Genomic DNA, 18,582 nt, shown 5'->3' with positions numbered 1-18,582 from the left:
ACTAAGATAAAATCTACTGCTTCACCGTGTTCACTGGTTTGGTTATGACTGGTCTCAACCCCTCTACTTATCGTCGGCTGTTAGAGTTACCCCAAATCCAATCGGTGTGGGAAGGCGATCGCCGTGCGCTCTCGTCTGGTGTGCCGATCGAGGCAAATTGGTCTGATTCCAGTACACCCAGTGATGGCGAATGTATTCTCTGGGTGGATGGCTCGCAAGGGGTCGTCAGAGCGATGGATGTCGTGCCGCCAGAGACCGGACATGAAGCGATCGTCCGAACGTTGTTGCGGGCAATGGAACATCCGCATAGTCCAGCCAAGCCTGCCCGACCGCAGAAAATTGTCGTGCGCGATCGTGAAATCCTCTTCTATTTAAGAGGTGTGCTTCAAGATCTCGACATCGCACTTGATTACGTTCCCGATTTGCCATTAATTGATGAGATTTTTCGCGGTTTTCAGGATGCAACGAATTCTCGTCCGCCCTCTATTCCACCCCAATTTGCCGAGGAATTGTTAGCGAAAGCAGATGTGATCTGGGAAGACGCACCTTGGTCAATCTTGCCCGACCATAAAATCATTGAAATTGAGTTAAATCGATGGGATTTGGGCTGCGTCTATGCCTCAGTCATGGGCATGTTGGGCATGGAGTATGGAATTTTGCTCTATCGATCGCTCGATTCTCTGCGCCAATTTCGTCAGCGTGTGCTTTCTAACGATTCGATGGAGCGGATGGAAGAGGCATTTTTAGCCCAGGATTGTTTGTTTCTCACCTATGAAACCGAGGATGAAGACGACTTTGAGGACGAAGACGATTTAGATTTAGATCGCTTTGAGCCAATCTTGCAGCCTGTGTTTGGTAATTTGCATCCGCTAGAAGGCATTCGATCGTTTCTCTACGATGAAGAAGCGATGGCATTCATCACCGTTTTAGAAGCGCTGCATCGGTTTTTGAAACAGCATCGCCGGAAGTTGATGAACGAGGATTTCCCGGCGCTCAGCAGCAAATTTAAAATTCCCGCTCCTGATGGCGAGACAATTTCAGTCAAAGTGACAACGCTGCCAGAGGTTGCAGAAGAACTGTATGGAATGGTCGAGGACGAAGACGAGGATCTGAGCGCAATGCCAATCATTCGCGATGATCTCGTTCCTGAAAATTCGTTTCTCAGCTTAGGCGTTGTGCCGTGGGACATGGTGGAAATGATGCGATTGTCGGTTCAGCATTTCCAACTTGAAGCGCCAACTCAAGCCGGAGAAGGATTGCCGATTATTTTGATCCAAACGTCGCGTCCCAAAGCGAAACAGATGATCGAGGAAATTGAAGCCGCAGGTGGCTTGAACGGAATTTGCTTTAATCCTGGCTCTGATCCCTTTGTGGACGATCGCTATGATTTAGGGCTGCTGCAAACGCAGAATCAGGAACTTCATTTATTTGGTGAGTTTGAAGAAGACGATCCCACGCACGCCCAAGCCCGGAAAAAATGGGATCAGCGCTGTAAGAAAACCAAGGGAATTTGTGGCTTGCTGATTGCTAAAGGTTTGACCGGAGGCAGCCGGGGCAATCCAGGGCTAAAAGACATGATGGCGCTCTATGAAGTGCGATCGCTGACCTCAGAAGATCTCGGCTTAGGTACGTTAGAACGGAAATTTGCAATTGATGGATTCTAAACTTATGGTTTCTGACATCAAAGCAGACCTAACTTACCCGGAAAGCGACGGCAAGCCAATGTCGGATAATACCAAGCAGTTTGAATGGATTGTTTTGATCAAAAAGAATCTCGATCTTCTATTTCAGAACTATCCGAATATTTTTGTTGCAGGCGATTTGCTCTGGTATCCAGTTGAAGGCAAAGCCAATATTCGAGTTGCACCGGATGCGATGGTTGTTTTTGGCAGACCGAAAGGTGATCCGTTTGGAGTCAAAGGGGCAGCACGGGGCGCTTATGTCCAGCACCGAGAAGGCAACATTCCGCCTCAAGTGGTGTTCGAGATTTTGTCTCCAAGCAACACACAGAAGGAGATGGATCAAAAATTATTGTTCTACGATCGCTATGAGGTTGAAGAATACTATCTCTACGATCCAGACACAAACCGATTGCGCGGTTGGCTCAGAACTGATATTTCACTTGAAGAGATTGACGATTTTCCAAACTATGTCAGTCCTCGTTTGGGGATTTGGTTTGATGTCACAGTCAATCCGATGCAGATTTACCGCCCAAATGGTGAGAAGTTCTTAAGTTATGACGAACTCGATCGAGAACTTCAACAGGTTCGGCAACAAGTAGAACAAGCTCAGCAACAGGCAGAACAAGCTCAGCAACGAGCCAATCAACTTGCAGAACGATTGCGGCAGATGGGAGTTGATCCAGATCAGATTTAAGAAGAGAGCTACTCATCCACTGCATTTAAGTAGGGAGGTGAAATGAATTGAAAGATAGCTGCTCTCGTTTGCGTCCCGCCCCGGAATGGAATTCCAGGGCTAACGGTGCGAACTGGGTTGAAACCCACTGAAGAAGGCGTTTTCTATCGGCTGTTAGTCCCAGAGTGGACTTCGCAGCGTTAGCCCCGAATTCATTCCGGGGCGGGTGAGCAACGAAGCGAGAGAACTTGCCGAACTGATGTTGAATTACACCCACCTACTTACTTTTCGGAAGGGCGAGATGGAAATCAGCAACTATAGATTTCAGATTTTCCCTATCTCTCCACTCCTCGCTCCCAACTTCCCACTCCAATCGATCGCTGATTTGCCAATAAATTTTGCGCCGAGCTTGTCTCACGTGAGACTGAAACCTTGAGAATCAAGATCGCGCTCGATCGCTGATGAATATTGCAAAATCGTTAAACTTCAGCAACGTTTGATCAGGAAATCTGATTTTTTGGGTACAAATACTCAGCTAAAACTGAAAAAATAGAAAAAAGTTCCTAAAATCCATACAAATTAGTCGTTTCGGACGTTCACTTTTTTGAAACAGACTATAGAATGAGCAATTGAAATTTCGAGAGAATCGGAGTTTCAGCCGATCTGAATTCGATCTTCGGCATTCGACAAAACAGTCTCATTTGAGACAAACAAAACATTCATCACTCTCTGAGGAGAAAGGCTATGAACAAAGGTGAACTCGTTGATGCAGTGGCAGAAAAAGCAAGTGTCACGAAAAAGCAAGCTGATGCAGTCTTGTCCGCAGCGATCGAAACGATCGTTGAGGCAGTTTCGTCAGGTGATAAAGTGACCTTGGTTGGTTTTGGTTCGTTTGAATCCCGCGAACGTAAAGCGCGCGAAGGACGTAACCCCAAAACTGGCGATAAGATGGAAATCCCTGCAACTCGCGTGCCTGCATTTTCGGCAGGTAAACTGTTCAAAGAAAAAGTTGCTCCGGAATAAGTTTCAATCCGATAGAAACAGGCAGGTAAAATCATTGGCTCGTCCAGCACATGGGGGAAATTTATCTTGGGCAGCACGTCTCGCTGGCTGTTCCCCCAATGCAATTCTTGATTTTTCTGCCAGTATTAACCCGTTAGGAACACCGCGATCGGCAATTGAAGCGATTGAAGCTGCATTGCCTTTACTGCGGGATTATCCAGACCCGAATTATCAGCAGGTGCGATCGATGCTAGCTCAGATCCACCAGCTTTCCCCGGATTGGATTCTTCCCGGTAATGGTTCGGCTGAGTTGCTCACCTGGGCATGTTGGGATTTAGCAGAATTGGCGAATACCGTTTTGTTTGTTCCAGCGTTTGGGGACTATTTCCGCGCGTTGAAAGCCTTTGGTGCTGAGATAAAAACATGTCCGATCGAGGCAGATCTCACCGGAAATGCAGGTCTATTGCTGAATAATCCACACAATCCCACAGGGAAATTGTTTGATCGATCGTGGATTTTAGAGAAGCTGCACCGATTTGAACTGGTGGTTGTCGATGAAGCCTTTATGGATTTCTTGCCGCCCGACCAATCGCAAAGTTTGATTGGAGACGTGCAAGAGTATCCAAATTTAGTGATTTTACGATCGCTGACAAAGTTTTACAGTTTGCCAGGATTACGATTTGGCTATGCAATTGCTCATCCGGATCGCTTGAAAACTTGGCAAGAGCGGCGTGATCCGTGGTCAGTGAATATTTTGGCAGCAAAAGCAGCAGAAGCCGTGCTCCAAGATATTGAGTTCCAGAAACAAACATTTGACTGGCTACAAGCAGCACGTCCACAGCTATTTGAAGGATTAAACCAAATTCCAGGCTTATCTCCACACCTCGGAGCCGCGAATTTCTATTTAGTCAAATCCGAGTGTTCAGTTTCACAACTACAGAAAGACCTGCTCGAACACGATAAGATGCTTATTCGAGATTGTCTTAGTTTTCCGGAATTAGGCGATCGCTATTTTCGAGTTGCAGTCCGCCTCAGCTCGGAAAATCAACGATTGATCGATGGGCTAAGCACATGTCTGCTGAATATGATGTCGTAATCCTTGGATACTCAGAAACTGGAATTTATGCTGCGATCGCAGCAGCACGAAAGCGTGCCAGAGTCGCAATTGTGGCGCAAAATTGTCAGCCAAAATTTCCCCACGTGCATATTCTCTCCAACTTGACTAAGAAGTTGGATCAAGTGAATCGTTCCCGTTCTTTTTTTAATTCTGAGGTGCGATCGCTTTCGTTTGAATCGATCCAGCACTACATGAATGTGGTGGATCGATCGCATCAAGAATTCTATGATCCGGCAAAATTAGCTACTTTAGGGATTGAATTTATTCCAGGTGCAGGCGAGTTCTGTCGCAAGCCACAGACCGGATTTGTCGTAAATGGGAGACTTTTGAGATCATCCGCCTATTTGATTGCAAAAGATTATCGATCTGCCATTCCTGATCCACCTGGCTTATCAAGTGTTAATTATCTGACGGCGGATCAGCTTTTACTCAGAGTGCCAGAATCGATCGCAATTATTGGCGATGATCCAATCGGGATAGAGTTTGCGCAACTCTATGCCCGATTGGGGTCGCGAGTCACAATGCTGCTGCGTCAACCTCACTTGTTGACTATGGCAGATCCAGAGGCAGCCTTCTTAGTTCAAGCGGCTCTAGAAGCTGAAGGGATTCGCATCATTAATGCGCTGCATATCAAGCAAATTCAGCAAGTGGGTACAAAAAAAGCGATCGAGATTGAAAACTATACGATCGAGGCAGATGAATTACTTGTCACGGTTGGTTGGCAACCTATCATCTCAGATCTGAATCTCGAAGCAATGGAGATTTACGAACCGATCCAACTCAACGATCGCTTACAAACCAATCATCCGCGAGTTTATTGGATCGCGCATCCAGTGCAGTCGATCGCCCGCTATCAAACGGATGTAGTTCTGAAAAATCTGACAACTCTACCGATTTTCAAAGTAGATTACGATCGCGCAATTCAATCTGTTGCGACTGAACCTGAATGTGCTTGGATTGGCTTAAACGAGTCACAAGCGCATCGACGTTATCGTAAAGATGTTTTGGTATTGCGGCAACCGTTTAGCCCCCTGATGCAGGCACAAATTACCGGAGAGGCAACGGGATTGTGTAAGTTGATTGTGCGGCGGAGTGGTGAAATTTTAGGGGCGCATATTGTCGGATCGGGAGCGATCGAGATGATCAATGCAATTTCCCTGGCAATGTCCGAGAATTTGAAGGTGCAATGCTTCGAGCGATTTTCTCCTGCGTCTCCTGCCATGTCAGAAGTATTGCGTAATGCGGCTCAAGAATGGCAAGCCTCAACCCGCAATCAGTTCTTACAGGATTTGCGAGAAAGTTATTTGGCTTGGCAGCGGGGACGGGTGAAGTAGTTGTCAATTTATTGTGTTCAACTACTAGACACGCCTATTTACACACCGAACAGGATTGACGAAAGTGTAAACCGGGCAAGGAATTGTCATAAGATATGTCAGGAATTAGCGCTAATCTCTGACTGCTAGGGAATTTCGCGAGTGAGTTAAACGGATCAAGTTTTGATATGAGTATTCAAGCGACTCGCGGAACGCGAGATATTTTGCCAGAAGAAATTAGTAATTGGCAGCGAGTAGAAGCGATCGCACGAGAGATTTTAGGGCGAGCAGCGTATCAAGAAATTCGCACCCCGATTTTTGAACAAACCGATCTGTTTGAACGTGGCATTGGTGAGACAACTGATGTTGTCGGAAAAGAGATGTACACCTTCAAAGACAGAGGCGATCGCTCAATTACCTTACGCCCCGAAGGAACAGCAGGTGTAGTGCGTAGCTATATCGAACATGGAATGCACACTCAAGGAGATGTGCAGCGCTTGTGGTACTTAGGCCCGATGTTTCGCTACGAGCGTCCGCAGGCAGGTCGGCAACGGCAATTTCATCAATTGGGCGTTGAGGTTTTAGGCAGTGCAGATGCCAGAGCAGATGCAGAAGCAATCGCGATCGCATCAGATATTCTGCAATCAGTTGGCTTAAAAAATCTCACCTTGCAATTGAATTCGATCGGAGATGCCAACGATCGTCAAGCGTATCGAACAGCATTGATTGAATATCTCACCCCTTACCAAGAGAAACTTGATCCAGATTCTCAAAATCGGCTTACCAAGAATCCTTTGAGAATTTTGGACTCTAAAGACAAACAAACCCAAGAGATTCTACAGGGTGCGCCGAGTATTTTGGATTATCTCAGTTCAGAATCGCAGCAGAGATTCGATCGCGTTCAAGCCTTACTCCAAGATTTAGGCATTGCTTGTAATATCAATGCTCGGCTCGTGCGTGGATTAGATTACTACACGCATACCGTGTTTGAAATTCAGTCTGATGATTTGGGGGCACAAGCGACCGTCTGTGCTGGCGGAAGATATGACGGATTAGTTTCACAGTTAGGCGGAGCAGAAACGCCTGCGGTCGGCTGGGCAATGGGATTAGAGCGATTAGTGATCTTGTTGCAGCAAATTCAGCAATCTGTTGTCAATCCTGTTGATCTCTATGTTGTTTCGCGTGGTGAGAAAGCTGAAGCTCAAGCGTTGAAACTCGCTCACTCTTTGCGTCGTTCTGGCTTTACTGTGAAGTTAGACATGAGCGGCAGCGCCTTTGGAAAACAGTTTAAGCGTGCCGATCGATCGGGTGCGATCGCATGTTTGATTCTCGGAGATTCAGAAGCGGAAAATGGCACGGCTCAATTGAAATGGTTAAAATCTGGAGCGCAAAGCGAGATCACCCAATCTGAATTAATGAATAATCCTGCAACACTACGGCAACAATTCGAGGAAAACGCCTAGACTGAGACAGAGTACTTATTTAGGATTGCATGGTCGAAACCATTACGTTCTCACTGCCGAATCCAGAAAGTGCGATCGCGCTTTCTGGCAATCAAGAAGACAATTTGAAAACGCTAGCTCATCAGACTGGCGCAAAGCTGGTGATGCGCGGTCAAGATCTCCTGATTACGGGAACCAAAAATCAGGTCGATCTGGTCAAACGACTGATCGAATCGCTGGCAGATACGTGGAGCAAAGGACAAGCGGTTTCTAGTGTCGATATTCTCACGGCTCGACATGCGCTCGATACGCATCAAGAAGGCGAATTGCAAACGATTCAGCAGGACGTGCTAGGACGAACTCGACGCGGCGAAGCGATTCGAGCCAAAACATTTCGGCAGCGACAGTATATTCAGGCCATTCGATCGCATGATCTGACGTTTTGTATTGGACCTGCCGGAACAGGAAAAACTTATCTCGCAGCCGTCATGGCGATTCAAGCGCTCTTGTCGAATCAGTATGAGCGCTTGATTCTGACTCGTCCTGCTGTGGAAGCGGGGGAAAGATTAGGCTTCTTGCCCGGAGACTTGCAGCAGAAAATTGATCCATATCTGCGACCGCTTTATGATGCGCTTTATGAATTTGTCGAACCGGAGAAGATCGGCGGTTTGATGGAGCGCGGAATTATTGAAGTGGCTCCGATCGCTTATATGCGCGGTCGAACTCTAAACAATGCTTTTGTGATCATTGACGAAGCACAAAACACCACACCAGCGCAAATGAAAATGCTGCTGACTCGACTTGGATTTAAATCGAAAATGGTGGTCACAGGCGACCTGACTCAAACCGATTTGCCGATGCATCAAGAATCGGGTTTAGCAATGGCACAGAAGATTTTGAAACCGATCGAGTCGATCGCATTCTGTAATCTCTCGAAAGGAGATGTTGTGCGCCATTCACTTGTTCAAAAAATTGTCGAAGCTTATGAACGCTACGAAACTTGATACGCTGGCTGTGATTGTCAAAGTCATGGTCGCATCTTTAATCTTGTCGATCGTGATTAAATATCTCGCTCCATTTGCAGAGATTCCGCCCACGACATTGAATGTATTATTTGCAGTGTTATCTCCGACTGCAATTTTAGCGATCGTTCTTTTACTCAATCAACATGACTAGCCAGCAATTTCCAACCGGATTTCAGTGGGGAACCGCGACTGCTGCCTATCAGATTGAAGGCGCAGTCGATCGCGATGGACGTAAGCCCAGCGTTTGGGACACATTCAGCGCGACCAAAGGCAGAACGTTTCAAGGACAGACGGGCGCGATCGCTTGTGAACATTACGATCGCTATAAAGACGACATCAAACTGATGGCAGAACTGGGAGTCCAGACTTATCGGTTTAGTATTTCCTGGTGTCGAATTGTGCCTGACGGGCGCGGGACTGTAAATCAGGCAGGGCTTGATTTTTATCGCAGATTAGTTGATTGTTTACTCGATCACGGCATTACACCGTATGCCACATTGTTTCATTGGGACAGTCCCCAAGCATTAGAAACGAAATACGGCTCCTGGCGCAGTCGAGAAATGGCGCAAGACTTTGCAGAGTATGTGAAAGTCGTGGTGTCAAACTTGGGCGATCGCATTACAAACTGGATGACGCTGAATGAGATCACCTGCTTTACCCACATGGGATATGGCGTAGGAAAAACGCCTCAACATGCTCCTGGAACTAAGGTGGGATCGAAAAAAGAAGTTTGGCAAACCTCTCATCATGCTTTACTGGCGCATGGATTAGCGTGTCAAGCGATTCGTGCTAATTCTCCGAAATCTTGCTCGATCGGGCTAGTCGATAATTTTGGTGTAACAGTTCCGCTTTATGAATCTCCCGAACATATCGAAGCTGCAAAGAAAGCATTTCCTTATCACGCTGGCAATGGTGGCATTATCTATCCAGCATTAACAGGTGAATATAGTTCCGCATTGTTAGAACAGTTAAAAAATGATGCTCCAGATATTCGAGACGGTGATCTCCAAACGATTCACCAACCTCTCGATTTTCTGGGATTAAATATTTACACCGGAACTTACATCCGAGCCGCTGACAATTGGCAAGGCTGTGAATGGATTAACTTTCCGAAAAACTATCCAGCGTTGAATATGCCTTGGTTGCAGATTGTGCCAGAGTGTTTGTATTGGGGAATTCGCCATGTGAGCGAAACGTTGAATCGTCCTGATTTAGCGCTCTTTATTACAGAAAATGGATGTGCCGCTCAAGATGATCTGACCGCTCGGGGAGAAGTGTTTGATCTCGATCGTATTCTTTACCTGCGTCAGCATTTGCAAAGCGTTCATCGAGCCGCGATCGAAGGCTATCCCATATTGGGCTACTTTATCTGGAGCTTTATGGACAATTTTGAATGGTCATACGGCTACGATAAACGCTTTGGAATTACCTATGTCGATTACAAGAATCAGCAGAGAATCCCGAAATCGAGTTATCACTGGTACGCTGAGTGTATTCGTCAAAATCGAGTGGTCTAATCCATGCTTGTGAGAAAGTTGCCTTGGCTTTCAGCATCGCTGCTCTTGATCGCTTATGCGATCTTTAGCAAATTGATCATCACAACTTCGCATCTTTGGTCGTCCATCATTTCTGCTGCAATTTTGGGCGTTTTCCTCGCACTGATGTTGATGAGTCCCCTCACAAACTCTGAAAAGATCCTGACCAAATGGTTTCGCTCGGACACGATCGCATTTCTGTCATTGCTCATGCTCGCAGCCTTTGCCTCGATCTTGCTCAACTGGTTTAAAATTTTCATCCCAGTGATTATGGTTCTGTGTGCAGAAGCATTAGTACGCATTGATCTCCAAACAGCAGAATTCAGCTATTTTGCATCTTTAGCAGTCCTGATCATTGTTACATGGATGGGACTGGGACTCGGTTGGGTCATGGCAATGTATATGTAGCATTGTTAGCGATCGTAAAACAATCGCGCATCCAAACTGCCGCGATCGCGTAAATACTGAACGACCTGTTCTGCCTCACTGCGATTCTGAAAAGGGCCGACTGCGAGATGCAAGCCGCGAGGACGATCGCGCAGTTGCAGCATCGATTGCGTTACCCCTAAACGCACAGCACGCTCTCGATATTCCTCAACTTCACTGCGATTCCCTGGTACGACTGCATAGTAACCGCGCTGAGGTGCCGAGGGTTCAAAGTTTGATTGCGGCGATCGCGTTGAGATTCGAGCTTCAAGTCCCTGGGCTGCGAATCTTGAAAGCTGCTGACGAGCTTTCATTTCATCCGTAAACAGTCCTGCTTGAATCACCCGTCGCCCTGCAAGGTTCTGAAAAAAAGCATCCGGCTGAATCATCCTTGCCTGCTGCAAGATGAATGGACTGGCGCTATCGATGTAGATCCGGAACTGACCCCTGATCGGCTGCACTGAGTTGATGCGAGGAGCATAGACTCGATCATTGGGTGCTGGAGGACTATCAGGTATCCGAGGGGGGACAATGATCGGTGCAGGATTGACAGAGGGTAAAGGCGCACTGGGAGGAAAGACAGGAACATTTGGGGGGGGTGGTAAGGTCTGGGATTGCACCTGTACCTCAGATGCGGCAAAAAATCCGCCTAACAATCCAATTACAACAAGATTCCCAGCGAGCCTAAATTGAACTTGCATAGATGCCGACTGTCACTACGAATTGTTGGTCAGTGTACCATGCAGATTCTCGATCAAGAAAGATTTTAACTACTCTGAGGTTGCACAAACCTCAGAGTAGGTTGCTTTATTTTGCAGCTTTTTCCAGCATCAACTTCGATCGCTTAATCGTCTCCGGAATCGCGATCGGATAGTCTCCGGTAAAACATGCTGAACAGAATTCCTCCGGGTTCTCGCGGGTTGCAGTTAACATCCCTTCCCAACTGAGATACTGCAATGAATCGACTTCGATCTGCTTCGCAATTTCCTCGATCGATTTTGTTGCTGCAATCAGATGATCCTGACTGTCCGTATCAATGCCATAGAAGCAAGGATGCGTCACAGGCGGCGAAGAAATCCGCATATGTACCTCGATCGCTCCTGCATCGCGCAAGGTTCTCACAATCTTGCGGCTGGTGGTTCCGCGCACGATCGAATCATCAACAATGATCACCCGCTTTCCAGCAAGTACATCTTTGAGCGGATTGAGCTTCATGCGAATTCCGGCTTCTCGCATCCCTTGAGTCGGTTGAATGAAAGTCCGACCAACATAGCGATTTTTGATCAAACCTTCTGCATAAGGAATTCCAGACGTTTGAGAAAACCCGATCGCAGCAGGAACGCCCGAATCCGGCACAGCAATCACAATGTCAGCATCAACATTCGATTCTGCTGCTAATTGCCGCCCGATCCGCAACCGATAGCTATACAACGTTTCATCGTGCATCACACTATCGGGACGCGCAAAGTAGATCATTTCAAAAATGCACAACTTGCGCACAGGCTGTTCTGCCCACATAATCGACTCAATGCCATTTTCGGTAATCCAGACCAGTTCACCGGGTTGAACATCTCGAACGTAATCGGCTCCAATAATATCGAGTCCGCAAGTTTCTGAAGCCAGCACATATCGCAAGGGCTGATCGTGAGATTCTTGTGCCAATGTTCCTAACACTAGCGGGCGCACCCCATTGGGATCACGAGTGCCAATCATGCCGTCTGGAGTCCCGATCGCTAAACTAAATGCACCTTGACAGCGTTTGAACGCATTGATTGCTCCCTTCACCCAATCGTTTCCTCGATTCACTTCTTCAGCGATCGCTAATGCAATTGCTTCTGAATCGGTTGTGGTGATGAAGTCATGATTCGTCTCAGCTAGCTCGGCTCTGAGTTCGCTGGTGTTCACCAAATTTCCATTGTGTGCTAACGCTAGCGTTCCCAATCGTGATTTTGCGAGTGCAGGCTGAGCATTAACCACGCGACTCGATCCCGTTGTCGAATAGCGCGTATGCCCGATCGCTAAATATCCTGGCAAATCCTTGAGTTTGGTTTCATTAAAGACTTGCGAAACCAACCCCATATCCTTGTGGAGATGAATTACATCTCCTTCCTCAAACGTAGCAATTCCGGCAGATTCCTGACCGCGATGCTGTAGCGCAAACAGCCCAAAATAGGCAAGATTTGCGACAGGCTCGCCTGGAGCAAAAACCCCAAACACCCCGCAAGCTTCTTCCGGTTTGTCGGGACGTTGCTCAGCAGGATCTACAGAAAACGTGTCATCAGGCAACATAGGCTTGGTTTTGCGTAGTTAGACAGCAATCGGAACGCTAAGAATTTTCCCAATCCTTAACATTGTCTTAAATATCTCACACAACGGTTCGGACTATTCGTTAGGGTCAAGTCCGTTCTCGATCGCACTTGACCATTCTGCGAATAGTTCTGAGATCCTAGCGTCGATAACTAGGTTTTGGGCGATCGATATTTTCAAGGAATCCCCACCTACAGTTCCTAGTTTTCGCCAATGGTCGCCGACTTCTTTTTGAAGAACCGCTTCCCATTCTGCAACCGAGTCAGCTTGAACCGAAACTAAGATTCTCGCTCCCCCTTCTCCGAATAAGACTTGATCCAGCCGCGAGTCGGTTGCAGCAAGGTCGATCGTGGCTCCGAGCTGATTCCCAAAGCACGATTCAGCAAGTGCGATCGCGATTCCTCCTTCGGCACAGTCATGTGCGGATTGAATCAAACCGCTGCGAATCCCTGATCTCACAACGGCTTGCACTTTTCGCTCTAAGTCAAAATCCACGGTCGGGGGCTTTCCAGCAATGGTTTGATGCACGATCGCTAAATATTCTGATCCACCCAACGTCAACGCATCGGAACCGAGCAAGTAAATGACATCGCCGTTTTGTTTCCAGCTTTGTCCAGCAATGCGATCGAGGTTGGGAATAAATCCGACCATTCCCACAACTGGAGTCGGATAAATTGGCTCGGGGTTGCCCTGAGAATCGAGGGTCTCGTTGTATAGCGAAACGTTGCCGCCAGTGACGGGAGTTTCAAATTCTCGGCAGGCTTCGGACAATCCGCGACACGCTTCTGCCAGTTGCCAATATCCGATCGGCTTTTCTGGACTACCAAAATTTAAGTTGTCGGTAATTGCGATCGGATCTGCACCGACACAACTCAGATTTCTCGCTGCTTCTGCAACTGCCGCTTTTGCACCTTCATAAGGATGCAAGTAAACATAGCGAGGATTGCAATCAACGGTTGCTGCAACGCCCTTCGTGAGTGCCGCTGGATTCGGGGTCACTGATGAGGACGTGGAATCTGCTAACGGTCGAACTCTGACGACTGCGGCATCTGCGCCACCAGGAAGTAAAACGGTATTGTTTTGAACTTGGTGATCGTATTGGCGATAGACCCACTGTTTCGATGCGATCGTTGGTGACTTCAGAACTTTTCCCAAAACCTCATTCCAACTGTGACCCAGAATGCCTTGAGTTGTAGCATCCGGCAAACTCTCAACTGTCCAAGCCCAAGCTTTTTGAGCATATTCAGGCGGTTCGCTGAGCAATTCGCGATGGTAAATCGGCGTATTGTCGGCAAGAGCGGTTGCGGGAATTTCGGCAGCAATTTCACCTTGGAAGAGAATTCTGACGATCGATTCTTCGATCACTTTCCCCGCGACAACTGCATGTAGTCCCCACTTCTCGAAAATATCAATCAGTTCTTGTTCTCTTCCTTTCTCTGCAACAAACAGCATTCGCTCTTGCGATTCAGAAAGTAAATACTCATACGGAACCATTCCGGTTTCTCGAACTGGGATCAAATCGAGATCCAATTCGATGCCCACTCCCCCTTTTGCCGCCATTTCGGAAGTTGAACAGGTAATTCCTGCGGCTCCCATATCTTGAGCCGCAACGACTGCACCTGTTTTAAATGCTTCTAGGCAAGCTTCAATCAAAGACTTCTCTAAGAACGGATCCCCAACTTGTACAGCCGGACGATCGTCCATCGATTCATCACTCAACTCTGCACTCGCAAAGCTTGCTCCACCCATGCCATCGCGTCCGGTCGTCGATCCCACATATAAAACTGGATTTCCCAAACCCTTCGCACCTGATTTGACGATCTCAGTCGTTTCCATCAATCCCAATGCCATCACGTTGACTAAGGGATTGCCTGAATAAGCTCGATCGAAGTAGACTTCTCCGCCGACCGTCGGAACCCCGACGCAATTCCCGTAATGGGAGATCCCAGCGACGACACCATTGACAATCCGACGTGTGCGAGCATCCTCTAACGATCCAAATCTCAACGAATTTAAAAGCGCGATCGGGCGTGCCCCCATCGTAAAAATATCTCGCAGAATCCCGCCTACCCCAGTGGCTGCTCCTTGAAAAGGTTCGACTGCCGATGGGTGATTATGCGACTCAATCTTAAATGCCAACTGCAACCCGTCGCCCAAATCAACGACTCCTGCATTCTCACCGGGGCCGACTAAAACCCGCGCTCCTTCCGTCGGAAACTGCTTCAACAATGGACGCGAATTTTTATAGCAACAATGCTCCGACCACATCACCCCGAACATTCCCAGTTCAGCTTTATTTGGATGGCGACCGAGCCGACGCACAATCTCTTCATACTCTTCGGGCTGAATCCCTTCAGATGCAATTTCGGCAGCGGAGAACGGCGCAGATGACAGGACAGACATAAACCCTAGCCTGGAAAGAACAGGTACTTATTCTATGGCAAGGCAGACGAGTTTGCGTGAATTCTCGATCGAGTTAAAGATTGACAAAGGGATCACAAAATTCCGATCAACTGCTATCTTTAGTTGGACACAACTACGACAAAAAATAAATACATGGGAGTCACGTATCGGCGGATTCTGCTGAAGCTTAGCGGGGAAGCTCTAATGGGAGAGCTTTCATATGGGGTTGATCCTGCCGTAGTTCATGGTATCGCTGAGGAAGTGGCAGAACTCGTAAACGAAGGCATTGAAGTTGCGATCGTGGTCGGCGGTGGAAATATTTTTCGAGGCATGATGGGTGCAGCAGCCGGGATGGAGCGCGCCACCGCAGACTATATCGGAATGATTGCAACGGTAATGAATGCAATGACGCTGCAAGATGCGTTAGAACGAATTGGCATTCCAACCCGTGTGCAGACTGCGATCGCGATGCAAGAAGTCGCGGAACCGTATATCCGTCGCCGCGCGATTCGACATTTGGAAAAAGGAAGAGTCGTGGTTTTTGGAGCCGGATCAGGAAATCCGTTCTTTACGACGGATACTACTGCATCACTGAGAGCCGCAGAGATTAATGCAGAAGTGCTGTTTAAAGCTACAAAGGTAGATGGGGTGTACGATTCTGACCCGAAAAAGAATCCAGACGCGAAGCGGTTTAAGAGTTTGACTTATTCGCATGTTTTGCAACAGGATCTAAAGGTGATGGACAGTACCGCGATCGCGTTGTGCAAAGATAACGATATTCCTATCATTGTCTTTGACCTGTCTGTGCGGGGCAACATCAAGCGGGCGGTCGCAGGAGAATCTATCGGAACGATTGTCGGAGGTTTTTGTGAAGTTTGCTGATGTAGAAGACCATATGAAAAAGGCGATCGATGCGGTGCGTCGCGATTTTAATACAATCCGCACCGGTCGCGCGAATTCAAGCCTGCTGGATAAGATTACGGTCGAGTACTACGGATCGGAAACGCCGCTCAAGCAGTTGGCAAATATTTCGACTCCCGATGCGACGACGATTCAAATTCAGCCGTACGATCGCAGCAGTATGAATGCGATCGAGAAGGCGATTTCGCTCTCAGATATTGGATTGACTCCGAATAATGATGGTCAATCCATTCGATTGAATATTCCACCTTTGACGAGCGATCGCCGGAAGGAATTGGTGAAGCTGGCGGCAAAATACGCGGAGGCAGGCAAAGTCTCAATTCGCAATATTCGCCGCGATGGAGTCGATACGGTGAAGAAACAGGAGAAAGAAAAAGAAATCTCTGAAGATCAAGCCCGTGATACTCAAGATAAGATTCAAAAGCTGACGGACAAATATATTGCTGAAGTCGATAAGGTTTTAGCAGAGAAAGAAAAAGATATTACGACCGTTTAGTGAGAATTTTGTGATGTAAGTCGCGATCGTCGAGAAATTTGGCGATCGCGACTTTTTTATTGAAATCCGTGAGTTTGGAAAACGTTTCAGATCCTCTCTTCTTTTTTCTTGAATCAAGAGAGTCAAACTCTAAATCAATAAAAAACGACCGCACACTATCCAATCTCTACTTCTGGATAGAGTTCATCTTTCCAATGATTTATATCAGTCGATTGACGGCAAGAAATGAACCAGAAAATACACTAAGAACATCTGGCTTAATCGGCTTGAAGCTTGCTTTTTATTGAATCCATCATCTTTCAAACTATAACAATGCCACGTCTTATTGGGAAACGTTCAAATCCAACTCCAGCGATCGCCTTGATTGCAATTCTTGCTGCGGCTGTGGCAGTTTCACTCGAATATTTTGGCTATATCAATCTTGTACCAGGTTTTGGGCGCACGACTCCCTCTCCCATGATTAGCCAGATGGAAGAACCCTCTGAAATTTAAAAGGAAATCATGAGAAAAGGTAGCGACATTCTAAATAAAAGCGTGATTGCTTTTGATACAGGAAAGCGAGTGGCATGGGTTCAAGATCTAATTTTTGATCAAGAAACCAATCACTTATTAGGTGTACTGGTAGAAGAATCGGGATTATTTCGCTCGGCAAAAGTGATCGAGTTGAGATCACTGCGAGCGATTGGAACAGATACGTTAATTATTTCAAGTCGAGATGACATTATTTCTGCAAAACATAGTGAGCAGATTCATCGAGTTCTCGATCGCAATATTATTCTTAAAGGCACGCGAATTGTCACAACCGATGGGCAGTTCCTTGGTTCGGTTGTCGATTTCTTCTTTGATGAGCAAACTGGTGCGATCGAGGGGTATGAAGCCTCGGGTGGGATTTTTGCGGATGCTTATTCCGGTCGATCATTTATTCCTGCTCCCCAAACGCTGCGGATCGGCGAAGATGTGACGTTTGTTCCGCCTGAAACGGCGGCATTAATGGAAGAGCAAGTCGGTGGAATTCGAGGCGCAATGCAAACCGCATCGACTCGCGTGCAAGAATCGTCTGAACTTGCAGGACAAAGAATTCAAGCAGCAGCACAAGCCGCAAATCAACAAATTCAACAAGGTTCAGAAGCAGCCCAGTTGAGACTGCAATCTGCAACGCAAGAATTGCGCGATCGCTTCATTGATCCAGATGAACAATTCGCCTACATCATTGGCAAAACCGTCGATCGAGACGTTTTTACAGATCAAGGACAATTGCTCGTTGCGAAAGATCAGGTGATTACGATCGACATTGCAGAACATGCTCGTCTCGCGGATGCCTTAGACGACCTTTATCGGGCGACGGGTGGCAGTTTGACCCCTGATTTCAATCGTCGATTTCAGGATGTGAATGAGCGCGTCGGTACAGGATTTCAAGAGATTAGCGATCGTGTCAACACCGGGTTTCAGAGCCTTAGTCAGAGAGCGAATGAAAGCCTCTCAAGTTTCACAGCGCGATTGGGACTTGAGCAAGCGAAAGGGCGACGTGCCGATCGCATGATTCGCTCCGACACGGGTGCAATCATCGTCGCTCCGGGGCAAATCGTCACCGATATTGTGGTGCAAAGAGCGACTGCCGCAGGGCAAGAAGTCACGCTTCTCGATGCGGTAGGATTGCAGCCAACAGAAGCTCTACGCGGCAATACGAACCAATCTTTGACCTTAGCAAAACACCAATTTCAGCGAGAGGCATCGTTGGCGACCAGTCAATTTCAGCAAGAAGCTGCGATCGCAGGTGAAAATCTCAGAACGCTTTGGAATAACACCAAAGAAAAATTTGCAGAGTATCAAGGGCGCAGTCAGAAAGCGATTCATCGCAATCGAGTTGAACAGGCTTTAGGTCGTCCTGTCAATCGCGTGATTTTAGATGCGCAAGACAATGTGATTTTGAATGTGGGTGAAATTATTACTCACAAGGCGATTCGGCAAGCCGAAGACAGTGGAGTGATTAACATTCTGCTGAGTTCGGTCTACACCAAAGAGCCGACTATTCGTGAAGAGGAACTCCGCGCCCCAGAAGTCGGCATCGCATCGCTAGAGCGAGAACATGCCCGTTCCGGTAATGGCGTCCCCCAAGTGAATTAGCGATCGCATCAAAGTCGGAGTTTGACCAAACTCCGACTTCTCGCTGCCCGTAAAATTTTGCATTTCAAAAAAGTCGATCTTTTTGATTGAAATCTTAAAACAATGTGCTATTCTAG

The 18,582-nt window shown here is 47.3% G+C and carries 17 protein-coding genes; 14 read left to right on the top strand and 3 right to left on the bottom strand.

Annotated elements, in window-relative coordinates; all coding sequences use genetic code 11:
- Nucleotides 1-44 precede the first annotated feature (44 nt).
- The 10 genes from OU814_RS07870 (at nt 45) to OU814_RS07825 (ending at nt 10,197) form a co-directional block, all read left to right on the top strand.
- Nucleotides 45-1,664, top strand: coding sequence for a DUF6930 domain-containing protein (locus OU814_RS07870; RefSeq protein WP_268181720.1), 1,620 nt, complete (start codon nt 45-47; stop codon nt 1,662-1,664).
- A gap of 4 nt (nt 1,665-1,668) precedes the next feature.
- Nucleotides 1,669-2,376 carry a Uma2 family endonuclease gene (locus tag OU814_RS07865; RefSeq protein WP_242044412.1) on the top strand — a complete coding sequence of 236 codons (708 nt, stop codon included), beginning with the start codon at nt 1,669-1,671 and terminating at the stop codon, nt 2,374-2,376.
- A 708-nt stretch (nt 2,377-3,084) separates the two neighbouring features.
- Nucleotides 3,085-3,378, top strand: a complete 294-nt coding sequence (locus tag OU814_RS07860) for an HU family DNA-binding protein (protein ID WP_263970850.1) — start codon at nt 3,085-3,087, stop codon at nt 3,376-3,378.
- Nucleotides 3,379-3,412: 34 nt separating this feature from the next.
- Nucleotides 3,413-4,453: a threonine-phosphate decarboxylase CobD gene (gene cobD, locus OU814_RS07855; RefSeq protein ID WP_268181718.1), complete on the top strand. Its 1,041-nt coding sequence runs from the start codon at nt 3,413-3,415 to the stop codon at nt 4,451-4,453.
- On the top strand, nt 4,429-5,808 hold the full coding sequence (locus OU814_RS07850; RefSeq protein WP_268181716.1) for an FAD-dependent oxidoreductase: 1,380 nt from the start codon (nt 4,429-4,431) through the stop codon (nt 5,806-5,808). Before cobD ends, OU814_RS07850 begins: the two co-directional genes overlap by 25 nt.
- A gap of 167 nt (nt 5,809-5,975) precedes the next feature.
- On the top strand, nt 5,976-7,250 hold the full coding sequence (hisS, locus tag OU814_RS07845; protein WP_268181714.1) for a histidine--tRNA ligase: 1,275 nt from the start codon (nt 5,976-5,978) through the stop codon (nt 7,248-7,250).
- A gap of 29 nt (nt 7,251-7,279) precedes the next feature.
- Nucleotides 7,280-8,233, top strand: a complete 954-nt coding sequence (locus tag OU814_RS07840; protein WP_017289486.1) for a PhoH family protein — start codon at nt 7,280-7,282, stop codon at nt 8,231-8,233.
- Nucleotides 8,214-8,405, top strand: a complete 192-nt coding sequence (locus tag OU814_RS07835; RefSeq protein WP_017289487.1) for a hypothetical protein — start codon at nt 8,214-8,216, stop codon at nt 8,403-8,405. The genes OU814_RS07840 and OU814_RS07835 overlap by 20 nt, the downstream gene beginning before the upstream one ends.
- On the top strand, nt 8,398-9,771 hold the full coding sequence (locus OU814_RS07830) for a GH1 family beta-glucosidase (protein ID WP_268181710.1): 1,374 nt from the start codon (nt 8,398-8,400) through the stop codon (nt 9,769-9,771). The genes OU814_RS07835 and OU814_RS07830 overlap by 8 nt, the downstream gene beginning before the upstream one ends.
- Nucleotides 9,772-9,774: 3 nt before the next feature.
- Nucleotides 9,775-10,197 (top strand): hypothetical protein, encoded by a 423-nt coding sequence (locus tag OU814_RS07825; protein WP_268181708.1) that lies wholly within the window; start codon nt 9,775-9,777, stop codon nt 10,195-10,197.
- 5 nt (nt 10,198-10,202) lie between these two features.
- Here the strand turns inward: OU814_RS07825 and OU814_RS07820 are convergent, their stop codons facing one another.
- From OU814_RS07820 to purL, 3 genes are all read right to left on the bottom strand, one after another.
- Nucleotides 10,203-10,916: a hypothetical protein gene (locus OU814_RS07820; RefSeq protein ID WP_268181706.1), complete on the bottom strand. Its 714-nt coding sequence runs from the start codon at nt 10,914-10,916 to the stop codon at nt 10,203-10,205.
- 106 nt (nt 10,917-11,022) lie between these two features.
- Nucleotides 11,023-12,504 carry an amidophosphoribosyltransferase gene (purF, locus tag OU814_RS07815; protein ID WP_190651177.1) on the bottom strand — a complete coding sequence of 494 codons (1,482 nt, stop codon included), beginning with the start codon at nt 12,502-12,504 and terminating at the stop codon, nt 11,023-11,025.
- A 93-nt stretch (nt 12,505-12,597) separates the two neighbouring features.
- Nucleotides 12,598-14,925 carry a phosphoribosylformylglycinamidine synthase subunit PurL gene (gene purL / locus OU814_RS07810; RefSeq protein ID WP_268181703.1) on the bottom strand — a complete coding sequence of 776 codons (2,328 nt, stop codon included), beginning with the start codon at nt 14,923-14,925 and terminating at the stop codon, nt 12,598-12,600.
- A 153-nt stretch (nt 14,926-15,078) separates the two neighbouring features.
- Here purL and pyrH point away from each other — a divergent pair, with 153 nt between their 5' ends.
- From pyrH to OU814_RS07790, 4 genes are all read left to right on the top strand, one after another.
- Nucleotides 15,079-15,807: a UMP kinase gene (pyrH, locus tag OU814_RS07805; protein ID WP_017289493.1), complete on the top strand. Its 729-nt coding sequence runs from the start codon at nt 15,079-15,081 to the stop codon at nt 15,805-15,807.
- On the top strand, nt 15,794-16,342 hold the full coding sequence (frr, locus tag OU814_RS07800) for a ribosome recycling factor (RefSeq protein WP_017289494.1): 549 nt from the start codon (nt 15,794-15,796) through the stop codon (nt 16,340-16,342). Before pyrH ends, frr begins: the two co-directional genes overlap by 14 nt.
- Nucleotides 16,343-16,654: 312 nt before the next feature.
- Nucleotides 16,655-16,834, top strand: coding sequence for a hypothetical protein (locus OU814_RS07795; protein ID WP_017289496.1), 180 nt, complete (start codon nt 16,655-16,657; stop codon nt 16,832-16,834).
- Between the two features lie 9 nt (nt 16,835-16,843).
- On the top strand, nt 16,844-18,466 hold the full coding sequence (locus tag OU814_RS07790) for a PRC-barrel domain-containing protein (protein WP_268181700.1): 1,623 nt from the start codon (nt 16,844-16,846) through the stop codon (nt 18,464-18,466).
- Nucleotides 18,467-18,582: the final 116 nt, after the last annotated feature.

The sequence above is a fragment of the Leptolyngbya sp. GGD genome, from assembly GCF_026735145.1.
GTDB lineage: Bacteria > Cyanobacteriota > Cyanobacteriia > Leptolyngbyales > Leptolyngbyaceae > Leptolyngbya > Leptolyngbya boryana.
Note: the sequence above shows the minus strand (reverse complement) of the source record. Positions and strands in the feature narration are given on the sequence as shown.